The sequence below is a fragment of the Solirhodobacter sp. genome (genome assembly GCF_964715405.1).
Map to the genome: position 1 here is coordinate 1 of NZ_CBAICG010000068.1, position 10,903 is coordinate 10,903.

The 10,903-nt window shown below is 66.1% G+C and carries 8 protein-coding genes and 1 pseudogene; 4 read left to right on the top strand and 5 right to left on the bottom strand.

Translation table 11 applies throughout. The features are described 5' to 3' along the window. Positions 1-149: 149 nt before the first annotated feature. Positions 150-449 (bottom strand): annotated as a pseudogene (locus AC11WY_RS18415) (DUF2853 family protein); the annotation flags it as partial. 292 nt (positions 450-741) lie between these two features. Here AC11WY_RS18415 and AC11WY_RS18420 point away from each other — a divergent pair. The 3 genes from AC11WY_RS18420 to AC11WY_RS18430 are packed head-to-tail and all read left to right on the top strand — an operon-like array spanning position 742 to position 5,193. Further along, positions 742-2,124, top strand: a complete 1,383-nt coding sequence (locus AC11WY_RS18420) for a hypothetical protein (protein ID WP_482928196.1) — start codon at positions 742-744, stop codon at positions 2,122-2,124. After that, positions 2,121-2,900, top strand: a complete 780-nt coding sequence (locus AC11WY_RS18425) for a hypothetical protein (RefSeq protein ID WP_482928198.1) — start codon at positions 2,121-2,123, stop codon at positions 2,898-2,900. The genes AC11WY_RS18420 and AC11WY_RS18425 overlap by 4 nt, the downstream gene beginning before the upstream one ends. Continuing rightward, complete coding sequence (locus AC11WY_RS18430; protein WP_482928200.1) at positions 2,890-5,193, top strand: sulfatase-like hydrolase/transferase; 2,304 nt, start codon at positions 2,890-2,892, stop codon at positions 5,191-5,193. Before AC11WY_RS18425 ends, AC11WY_RS18430 begins: the two co-directional genes overlap by 11 nt. On the opposite strand, the gene AC11WY_RS18435 is transcribed toward AC11WY_RS18430, so the two are convergent. From AC11WY_RS18435 to AC11WY_RS18445, 3 genes are read right to left on the bottom strand one after another with little or no spacing between them, the layout of a single operon-like run. Beyond that, entirely contained in the window at positions 5,184-5,879 is a 696-nt protein-coding gene (locus tag AC11WY_RS18435; RefSeq protein ID WP_482928202.1) for a class I SAM-dependent methyltransferase, read from the bottom strand. The two genes, AC11WY_RS18430 and AC11WY_RS18435, sit on opposite strands and share 10 nt — an antisense overlap. 3 nt (positions 5,880-5,882) lie before the next feature. Next, positions 5,883-6,803, bottom strand: a complete 921-nt coding sequence (locus AC11WY_RS18440) for a hypothetical protein (RefSeq protein WP_482928204.1) — start codon at positions 6,801-6,803, stop codon at positions 5,883-5,885. A 10-nt stretch (positions 6,804-6,813) separates the two neighbouring features. Beyond that, on the bottom strand, positions 6,814-7,629 hold the full coding sequence (locus AC11WY_RS18445) for a hypothetical protein (RefSeq protein ID WP_482928206.1): 816 nt from the start codon (positions 7,627-7,629) through the stop codon (positions 6,814-6,816). A gap of 171 nt (positions 7,630-7,800) precedes the next feature. Here AC11WY_RS18445 and AC11WY_RS18450 point away from each other — a divergent pair, with 171 nt between their 5' ends. Beyond that, the gene (locus AC11WY_RS18450) at positions 7,801-9,648 is read left to right on the top strand and encodes a glycosyltransferase family 2 protein (RefSeq protein ID WP_482928208.1); all 1,848 of its coding nucleotides are present in this window, start codon (positions 7,801-7,803) and stop codon (positions 9,646-9,648) included. Between the two features lie 4 nt (positions 9,649-9,652). Here the strand turns inward: AC11WY_RS18450 and ahcY are convergent. Continuing rightward, positions 9,653-10,903, bottom strand: a 1,251-nt coding sequence (ahcY, locus tag AC11WY_RS18455) for an adenosylhomocysteinase (protein WP_482928210.1), incomplete at its 5' end; no start/stop codon positions are given.

Genomic DNA, 10,903 nt, shown 5'->3' on the forward strand with positions numbered 1-10,903 from the left:
CAGGCCGCGATCCGTGCCGTCTCGCAGCCAAGAGACCGCATGACAGATACAAAACCACCCACCAGCCCGCCTGTCAGCAGTCCACTGCAAACTTCAAACCGGTCGCACCAAGCTCCGGCGCTGAAAACGGGCAAAAATCGAGGTGCCCTGTAATAGATCACGGCACGATGCTTCTGCCGCTCGGACTTGCCATAGGTCTCGATCACGGCGTGGATCGCGTCCATCAGCGCCGGGCCGTCGGCCAGACCGAGCTTCTTGACCAGGAAGTTGTTCTTCACCGTCTCCAGCTCGCCCTTGTCGCTCCCCGCAACGGTCGAACTGTCAGCGTTGTAGACCGCCGGGCCACAGCCGATCGTCACCTTGGTCAGAAGCGCCATATCGGGCTCCATCTTGCATTTATGGCGCAGATCGTCGGCATACTTGGCGATCAGGTCGTCTCTCTTGCTCATGCAGTTCGCTCCTCGTTCGTCGCGCAGCCGGTGGTCGGCCCGTTTGTTGGTGACCGAAAGGCTGCCATGGCCTCGTTCGGCGTGAAAACTCTAGGCCAAAGCCTGCCGCGCACAAAGGGAAAAGTCGGCATCCATTCCCCCCCGGACGCAGGGCCAGACCCGCCCCTCGAAACGGCTTGACCCGATCGGAACGGGTCAGGCAAATGACGCACCGGCCCGTTTCGGGCGGGTCGATCGACGCGGGGGAAGAATGCCGACCAAAGGCAACAGCGCTGACGCCAAAACACGCGGCGTGTTGATCAGTGCCGACAACGGCGACGTCATTGCTTTCGACGAGACCGGGCTGATCCTGAGGCTCTCGGACAGTGTCGTGGACGACTTGCGCACAAGACTGGGCAGCGTTTCGGCCGCCGATCCGGCCGAGATTCTGGGCGACATCGATGCCTGGGATTTGCGCCGCGAGGGCGACTGGTATCGTTTCACCGCCCGGCTGGACGACCTGGCCCGCGGCTATCAGCGGCGGGTGGATGGCGGCGACATCATCGCGGCGGCACCGGGGCCGCTTTACGGGCTTCTGTCGGTGGGCGGGGCGCGGCGGGCGGGGTTCAACACGGGCGGGCCCGACTTTCCCCGCAACGTTCTGGCGCCGGGTGACCATATCGGGGCCGTCGGTCTGGAAGGCACCGAGGCGGCCGCGCCAACCGACCGGATGCAATCCATCGCCCATGCCACGCGCGACACCCTGATCGCCGACACGCTACTGGGCTGGCGTCATGCGGCGCGGCAGGCCCTGCCCCTGTTCCTGACGCGGGCCGAGACGGACGGCACCGCCGATGTTGCCGCTTTGCCTGCCGGGCGCGGCTATGCCAATCTCCTCAGCGCGGCCGACAGCCTGGTGGCGGCGGCAGGCACGCTTGGCAAGCGGGCGCAGGTCCTGGCGGTCGGGCTCGACTACGGGCTGGAGGATGTCGTCTCCGACTCTGCGGCGCTGGTGCGGGGCTTGCGCGCGCTGATGGCGCGGGTGGAGCGTGACTTGAACCAAAGGGGTCTGCAAAAGCCGATTTTTGTCGCCACCTTCGAAAGCGGCACGCGCGAGATCGGCACCCATCCCGTCATCGCCGCACATTGGGAGCTTGCCTGGCAGCACGGCGCGCATGATCTGGTGTTCAGCGCGCCCGCCTACATGTTCGAGGTCGCCCGCTTCGGCCGCCCGACCGAACCCGCACGCATCCGCATGGCCGAAATGGACGCCCACGCCATCACCGCCCGCGTGCGGCGGGAGGAGTGGCTGTGCCCGCTGTTCCTGCTGGCGGAATACGACGGGCCGCGGATCCGGGTCACCGCCCGCGCGATGAGCGATCTGGTGATCGATGCGGCCGATCCGTTCGGCGCGGGCCCAACCTGCGGATTCAGTATTGCGGGAACCGATGCGCCCGTGACGATCACCGCTGTCGAAGTGGCCGACGACGACCCGCGCGCGCTGGTCCTGACCTGCGACCGGGCCCCGGAAGGCCCGGCACCCGTGGTGCGCTATGCCTTCGGTGTGGCGCAGGGCACCGAGAACCGGGGTGCGATCCGGGATGACTGGTCATCCGCCAGCCGCACCGGGGGCGCGCCGCTGCATCGCTGGGCCTACCCCTGCGCGCTGCCGCTGCATCCGGGGGACGCGACATGACGCTGACCTACCACGGATCCTTGCCGCCGGGCGCGCTGGTATCAGGCATCCCGGCGGCTCCCATGCCGCAAAAGCCGGATGACAGCACGGCGATTCCGCTGCATTTCATCGCCCGCACGACGGACCTGACCGCATCCGACGCCGATCCTCAGCGCATCGTGCGATGGATGGCGCGGAACGGCGCGCTGGCGCTGCCGGTCGGCCCGAACACGGATGGCACGCTGTTCGATGCCGCGAACATGCCGCCGGTGCTGCGCTTCGAGGCTGAATCCCACGGCGGCCTCGTGCTGTCGGAGGCAATCCCCGACAGCGCCGCCTGCAGCTTCGGGCTGATCTTCCAGACCGCCAAGGCCGATGCGGAGACGCTTTTGACGTTGCAGCCGCAGGGGCTGAAGGATTACCTGTTCCTCGCCGGGCGCGGCGGCGAGGTTCTGGCCGGGCAGGACGCGGATGATTTCGCCCTGTCCCTGCCCTTGATCCAGAAGGCGGGGCAGGTCGTGCTGGTGCTCTGCGGGGTGTCGGGGCGACGGGTGACGGTGGCCGTCAACGACCTCGACGGCGTCTCGGGGATGTTGGGCGGCGGCTGGACGGCCGGCCCGGCGGATCTGTTCATCGGCTGCCGGGGCCAACGGGCGGGTCTGCGCCGCAAGCTTGGCAGCTTTGGGCTGAGCGACGTGCTGATCTGGCCGGACCGGGACTGCCTCGCCGACCCGGCCGATGCGGGCGCGGCGGCGGCGCGGGCGCTTTGGCACGAAAGGCAGCGCGATGGCGCTTGACCCGGCAGCGTTGAAGGGCGGCAACGTCTGCGTGATCTGGATCGACGACATGATCGACGTCGTGACTTGGCGTCATGCCTTCGGTGTCGAGATCAAGACCCCCAACATCGACCGCTTCATGGCCGAGGGCGCGCGGTTCGCCAACGCCTATGCCACCGTGCCGCTCTGCGCGCCCTGCCGCGCCGAAATCGCCACCGGGCTTGCCCCATTCCGGACCGGGCTGGTGGACCTCAACCGGTTCTGGCGCGACGTGCTGCCCCCCACCGCGGGGTGGCAGTTCGATTTTCGCCGCGCCGGGTTTCGCTGCTTCACCACCGGCAAGACCGACGCGAACTACAAGCCGATGCCCGAGGACTATCGCCGCATCCTGTTCCACGAGGATGCCGAGGCGAAGGACAAGGGCAAACGGGCAGGGGTCCACGCCTACCTGGACCGCGGGCCGGGGGTGCAGGGCGTCAACCACCCGAACGACGACGGGTCGATGGACCAGACGTTCTACGACCATTCGGTGGCCCAGAACGCGATCGACTACCTCGGCCGCGCCGATCCGGGGCGGCGGCACCTGATCCAGCTTGGCTTCAAGCACCCGCATTACGACCTGACCGCGCCAAACCGATTCTACCAGCTTTACAACGTCGATGACATCCGCTGGCCCGCGACCGCCCACCCCGACGATTTCTTCGGGCCGCAGCCGGGGATGGCGGTCTACGAGGCCGCCTATATCACCAACGGCCAATGGACACCGGAAAAGGCGGGCGATGCGGCCTGGCGGCAGGTGGTGCGCGCCTACTTCGCCGCGTGTTCGCATGTAGACCATGAGGTCGGTCGGTTCATGGATGCGCTGAGGGCCTCGCCCTTCGCGGCGAACACGGCGGTGGTGCTGCTGTCGGACAACGGGTTCAACCTTGGCACCCACGACAGCTTTCACAAGATGAGCCAATGGGACAGCGCCGCCCATGTGCCGCTGGGCCTGTGGCACGCCGCGGTCACGCCGGGCACGGTGGTGGATGTGCCGGTGTCGCTGCACAATCTGGCGCGTACGATCTTCGATCTGGCCGGGCTGCCCGCGCGAACGGACTGGACCTCCGGGCAAAGCCTGCTGCCGCTGATCGACCCGCGTTTCGGTGTCTATGACCGCACGAAATCGCCACTGACGGCGGTGTTCGGCACGCTGTCGGTGCGCCCCTCGGTGCCAGGGCGCGAGCATCTGCGCTATTTCCGCTATCCGAACGGCGAGGAGCATGTCTACGACGTGGTCCGCGATCCGGGCGAGACGACGAACCTGGCGGGCGGGGCCGAGACGCCATTCCTGCGGGCCGAGTTGGTGAAGGCCGCGCTCGACCTCGGGCTTGATCTGCGCGGGGCCGAGAATCCGGCCGATGGCGTCAACGCGATGATGGCGATGGATGGCTCGGTGGTGCTGGCGGGCGGCAACGCCGACAACGACTACTGGGCCTATGGCGAGGCGGCCGAGCGGATCGTCGAGGCGCCGGACGGCGGCAACGACACGCTGTGGTATATGGCGGGGCCGGACGGCTACACCCTGCGGGTTCCGGCGAACATCGAGAATGTGCGGCTGGCCACCGTGGTGGCGCGAATGGAGGGCGACCGGGCCACCGGCAAGGTGGTGCATATCGTCGCCCACCCCGACAGCGCCATCAATTTCGAATCATCCGAGCGTGTCGCCGTGCATGTGGTCGGCAGCACCAAGGACGACGTGTTGGTCGGCCCGAAGTATGCGGGCGCGACCTTCTACGGCGGCGAGGGCAATGACGTGCTGACCACCGGCTCTTCCCGCCGCAACGACCACAACGCGTTCTATGGCGGGCCCGGCAACGACACGCTGAAGGGCGGCAACGGGCGAGACACGCTGGACGGCGGACCTGGTGACGACGTGATCTATGGCGGCGACGGGTTCAGCAAGATCTACGGCGGCCCCGGCAACGACCTGATCATGGCCGGCGAACACAGTTCTGTCATCCACACCGGGCCGGGGCGCAACCGCGTGATCTCGGGCGAGGGCAAGGATCAGTTCTTCATCGGCCCCGGCGAGAACACCATCACCGGCGGCGCGGGTGGCGTCAGCTTCAGCATCGCTTACGGCGGGGTCTGCACCATCACCGACTGGCGCCCCGGCGACGTGATCGACCTGTCGGGATGGCCCGCGGCACCGAAGGTCACCGCCGAAGCGGACGAGGTGCTGATCACGCTTGGCCTGTCTGCGGTGGTGCTGGAACGTTGCCGCGATGCCGAGGCGATCCGCCGCAGTCTGGTATTGCCCGATCAGACGTAGTGCCCCTGAATCGGCGGCGCATAGGGCGGCGCGTTCAGCGGTTTGCGGCAGGCGTAAAGCAGCATGTGCGGCCCTTCCAGGAACCGCTCGCCGCCACGGGGCTGGCCGGTCGGGTCCGGAATCGGGATGATCGTGCGCGGCGACTTGCGCGGAACCACCGACACCTCCAGCATCTCGCAGCCGCGGGCGTGGTGCCAGTAGCGCCACGGCACATCCGGCCCGGTCTGGAAGAAACCGTGACCGAACCAGCCATCGGCCGCGATGAAAGCCAGCATCAGCCCGCCCGGTTTCAGCAACTGGTAGCAGTTGTCGATCGCCTGCCCGATGTAGAAGATGTGTTCCGTGGTGCCGCCGTCGATCACCACGTCGAACTGTTCGCGCAGATGCTCGGGCACCGGGTAGTTCAGGTCGTGAATGTGCTGAGCGGCTTCCTTGTCGGTGAAGTCCATCGCCTCGATGAAGGGATAACCGAGGGCGGACAGCAGCGTTTCGGTGAAGCCGTCCTCCTGCACCACGTCCGCCACCGTCAGGTTGTGGCCGACCGAGGGCAGCGCCGCCACAAAGCGTTCCAGCTTGCGCCCGTTCAGGTGCAGCTTTTGCCGCCCCATGATGATGCCGCGTTTGGCGTCGCCCAGATGCCGCGCATTGCGGGCCAGGAACATGCCGGGAATGAGGCTGATGCCCATGGTTCAATCCTCCTCGCCCATGACGGGGCGCTGCGGTTCGGGGCGGGGGGCCTCCGCCACCTCGGGCGTCAGGCGGCGCACATATCGGACGCCGATCCTGTCGGCCAACAGCTTTTGCCCGATCTTGTTCAGCCCGAGTTCGCGCAGCACCCATTCATTGCGGTAATGCACCGTGAAAACGTCCATGTCGTCAGGCAGGCCCTTGCCGCGCAGCTTGCCGCCCAGGATGTAGTGCTGTTCTTCCGGCAACTGGTTCCAGAGCAGGCCCGCGCGCGTGATCGCCAGCGGCAAGGTCATCTGGTCCAGATAGGGGCGGCGGTTCTCCAGCGTCTCGACCCGGTCGAGGGTGCGGGCGGTGTCATACCAGACATCGGGGAAACGGCCGCCCGAGCCGCCATCCTCGGGGAAGACCACAAGACCCGCGCTGTAGTAGGGGATCACCTCCGGCCCTGTCTGGCGCATCATGCGGACCCGTTCGGTGGGGACCGGCATCCCGAAAGCACCGTAGATCGTATCCCAGACCTCTTGCCCGGCCCAGCGCATCGAGGCGGCAACCGAGCAGGAGACCTGGCCGGGACGGCACAGGTTGGCGGGGTCGTTCGGGCGCAGGAACATCACGTCGGAGTCGATGAAGGCGGAAAAGTCGGTGTCGCGCGGTTGCATCGCGGCGATGATCTTGTTGCCGTGGGGATAGTCGCTCTCCCACATCCCCAGCGTCTTCATCGGCCGCATCTCGGCCCCCATCATCTCGTGCGCCTTCAGCACGGCAGGATGCAGCTCGGCCATGCGGTGTTCGGGGCAGTAGCCGACCGCCTGCACGTCGTCGCCGAAATGGGTGCGGATCGAGGCCAGCAGGGTGCAGGCCATGATCTGGTAGTCTTCCGGCTCGACGATATAGGCGAAGGTCAGAACGGGTCGCGCCATGATCTTGCGCCTAGTCTTCGAGGGCGAGCGCCGGATCGACGCCGATCTCTTTGCACATCCGCCAGGCATAGGAGTTTTCCAACGGCGGGTTCTTGCGCCACCACGGCTTGGTGCCGTTGGTGTAGAGGTGAACCGACAGGGTGTTGTCGGTAAAGTGCCCCTCCACCCGGCCATAGGGGTCGTAAAAGATGTCGTTCAACTGGAACGGCACGGGGTAGAGGTAATCCGGCGTCAGCGCCTTTTCGAAGTCGCCGGTCTGCTGGGCAAACCAGGTGAACGCCTGCGGGCCAAAGGCGGTGCGTTCGGCGTTGTAGATCCGTACGGCATGGGGCAGGTGGCTGTCCTGCTTTTCCAGCCGCTTGCGCTGCTGCTTGTTGAACCACGCCGGCGCGTCGGGCAGGTTTTCGTAGTAGTCGAGCAACCGGTGGATCAGCTCACCCTCCTGCGGGATGTAGACCACGCCGCAGTTCAGCGCGCCGCGAAAGCCGTGGCCGGCGTAGATGTTCTGCATCTCATCCGGGAAGGGCCGGTGGCAGAAGGCGTCGCAGTCGATCCAGACCGCGTCGGTCTTCTGGATCATCTTGTAGCGGAACACGTTCGACAGGAACGAGGCGCTGGTCTGTTCGACGATGGATCGGTCGACCTCCATGATCTCGGACGCGGGCCTCACGATCACGCCTTCGGGCACGTTCGACACGGTGTCGGTGCAGTAAAGCGTGGTCGGATGACCCTGCCGCACATGGCTGAGCAGGCAGAGTTGATTGAGATACTGGAGCTTCGGTCCGATCCAAAGGGATGCGACCGGTCTGCGGACTGGTGGTGCCATACTCGCCTCTTGTTTCCCGATCGGAACCATGCCGGTCAGGAATTGTTTTTGTCTTTATCTTTTGCATGTCTTATCACTCTTTTGCTGGCCCGCAAAGCGCGTCAACCGTGCGTGCGCGATCAGCGGGTGGCAGTTTTCAATCTGCCGCAGGACACCGGCAAGAGGCATGGCGTGGCCCCCAAAGCAGTTTCGGAACCGACGCCGGACCGGCCTGAACCGGCCGCAGCGGAAAACCTGACCGGGCTGACGAAACGGGTCAGCCCGCATGGCCGCATCATGGCGATGTCGATGATGAAGGACGAAGGGCCCTTCGTTCTGGAATGGACCGCGCATCACCTCGCGGTCGGATTCACCGACATTCTCGTCTATACGAACGATTGTTCGGACGGCACCGACACGATGCTGAAGCGGCTGGAAGACTTGGGGCTGGCCTACCACCGCGAGAACCGCATCCCCGAGGGCCAGCGGCCGCAACCCTCGGCGCTGAACTACGGGCAGGACGAACCTCTGGTGGCGGAAAGCGACTGGTTGCTGGTGTTCGATGCGGACGAGTTCGTTTCGATCAAGTACGGCGACGGCACGCTGGACGATCTGATCGCGGCCACGAAGGCGCAGGGGGCGAACGGTATCGTCATCACCTGGCGCATCTTCGGCTCGGGCGGGGTGCACCACTGGTCGCGCGATCCGGTAACGGAGCAATACCTCTTTGCCGCGCCGCCAATGTGGAACAAGGGTTGGGGCGTCAAGACCTTGTTCCAGTTCGACCCCGATCACTGGAAACTTGGCATCCACCGCCCCAAGATCAAGAACCGCTGGCTGGATACCGAATGGCCGCACACGATCAAATGGCTGAACGGCTCGGGCCGCCCGATGGAGGATTACTTCAAGTTCCGCGGCTGGCGGTCGATCGTGCGGACGATCGGCTATGACTGGGTGCAGATCAACCACTACGCGGTGAAGTCGATCGACAGCTACGCGATCCGCAAGTTCCGCGGCAACGTGAACTTCAAGAAAGACAAGTACAACACCGACTACTGGGCGCTGCAGGACCGCAACGAGGTGCGCGACGACACGATGCTGCGCTACCACGACGAACGGAAGCGCATCTTTGATGCGCTGTTGCGCGACCCGGTGCTGAACCGCCTGCACTTCGCCGCACTGGAGCGGGCCGAGGCCCGGCTGGCCGAATTCAAGGGCACCGAGGAATATGCGGGCTTCGTCGAGGGATTGAAGGCGGCGAGCGCGATCCCGATCACCCAGGTGGAGGCCAAGCCGCCGCAGGCGCGCGACAAGGACAAGATCGCCGCGCTGATGTCCGACGTGGAAAAGCGCGTTTCGGGGAAGCGGAAGGAAGAACTGGCCAAGCCCGCGCTGGAACGCGCGCTGGCCCCGGTCGACATGTATGTGCGCGAGGCGGCGGACATGTCGGCCGACCCGCCGCTGGAATGGTTCGCGAACCGCGGGATCGAGCTGCCGGGTGACCCGCGCCTGTTCACGCCGCCCGCGCTGTTGCTGATGAAGGAAGGCAAGTTCGGCCGCAACATCGCGCGGAACCTGCCGCGTCATCTGCCGCCGGGGGCGCGGGTTGCGGAACTTGGCGCGGGCTGCGGGTTCCTGGCGGGGTTCCTGTCACGCGAGCGGCCGGATCTGGAAATCACCGCGTCGGAGGATGGCGCGGGGCGACTGGCGGTGCTGGGCCGGGTCTGGGCGCGCAACGGGATCACGGCGGGGCCGCGGCTGCGGCTGGTGGCCGATCCGGTTCTGGCCGACCTTCCCGCGTTTCTCAACGCCGGTCGCTTCGACACGCTGGTGCTGGAGGATGCGGCGATCACGCCCGCGATGCTGTCTGGCCTGCCCGAGGGCGCGCGGCCGCGTCAGGTGATGCTGATCGGGCGGCTGCTCTGCGATGCGTTTCCCGATTTCGGGGCGTGGGAAGGGCTGTTCGCCGGGTGGGGACTGACCGAGCGGCTGCCGTTCGACCCCGCGACGGCCTTCGGATACCGAAGGCCGCCGGGCTGACGGCTCAGTAGCGGTAGTGGTCCGGCTTGAACGGGCCTTCGGCCGGGACGCCGATGTAGGCGGCCTGGTCGGGCTTCAGGACCGTCAGCTTGGCACCGATCCGTTTCAGGTGCAGGCGGGCGACCTTTTCGTCGAGATGCTTGGGCAGGATGTAGACGCCGGGTTGGTAGTCGGCGCCACGGGTCCAGAGCTCGATCTGGGCCAGCACCTGGTTGGAGAAACTGGCCGACATCACAAAGCTGGGGTGCCCGGTGGCGTTGCCGAGGTTCAAGAGCCGCCCCTCGGACAACAGGATGATGCGCGCGCCCGAGGGCATCGTGATCATGTCGACCTGGTCCTTGATGTTGGTCCACTTGTGGTTCTTCAGCGCCGCGACCTGGATCTCGTTGTCGAAGTGGCCGATGTTGCCGACGATCGCCATGTCCTTCATCGCGCGGATATGCTCGATGCGGATCACGTCCTTGTTGCCGGTGGTGGTGATGAAGATGTCGGCACTGGCGACCTCGTCCTCCAGCAGCGTCACCTCGTAGCCGTCCATCGCCGCCTGCAGCGCGCAGATCGGGTCGACCTCGGTCACCTTGACGCGGGCGCCCGCGCCCCGCAGCGAGGCCGCCGAGCCCTTGCCGACGTCGCCATAGCCGCAGACCACGGCGACCTTGCCGGCCATCATCGTGTCGGTGGCGCGGCGGATGCCGTCGACCAGCGATTCCTTGCAGCCGTACTTGTTGTCGAACTTCGACTTGGTGACGCTGTCGTTCACGTTGATCGCCGGGAAAGGCAGCAGGCCCTTCTTGTGCAGCTCGTACAGCCGGTGCACGCCGGTGGTGGTTTCCTCCGACACGCCCTTGATCGCGGCGCGCTGGGCGGTGAACCAGCCGGGGGTTTCCGCCATGCGCTTGCGGATCTGGTTGAACAGGCAGACCTCTTCATCCGAGGTCGGCACCGCGATCAGGTCGGTCTCGCCCGCCTCGACCCGCGCGCCCATCAGGATGTAGAGCGTCGCATCCCCGCCATCGTCGAGGATCATGTTGCAGGTGCCTTCCGGGAAGCGGAAGATCATGTCGGTATAGGCCCAGTAGTCTTCCAGCGTTTCGCCCTTGATGGCGAACACCGGGGTGCCGGTCGCGGCGATCGCGGCGGCGGCGTGGTCCTGGGTCGAGAAGATGTTGCACGAGGCCCAGCGCACATCGGCGCCCAGAACCTTCAGTGTCTCGATCAGCGCGGCGGTCTGGATCGTCATGTGCAACGAGCCCGC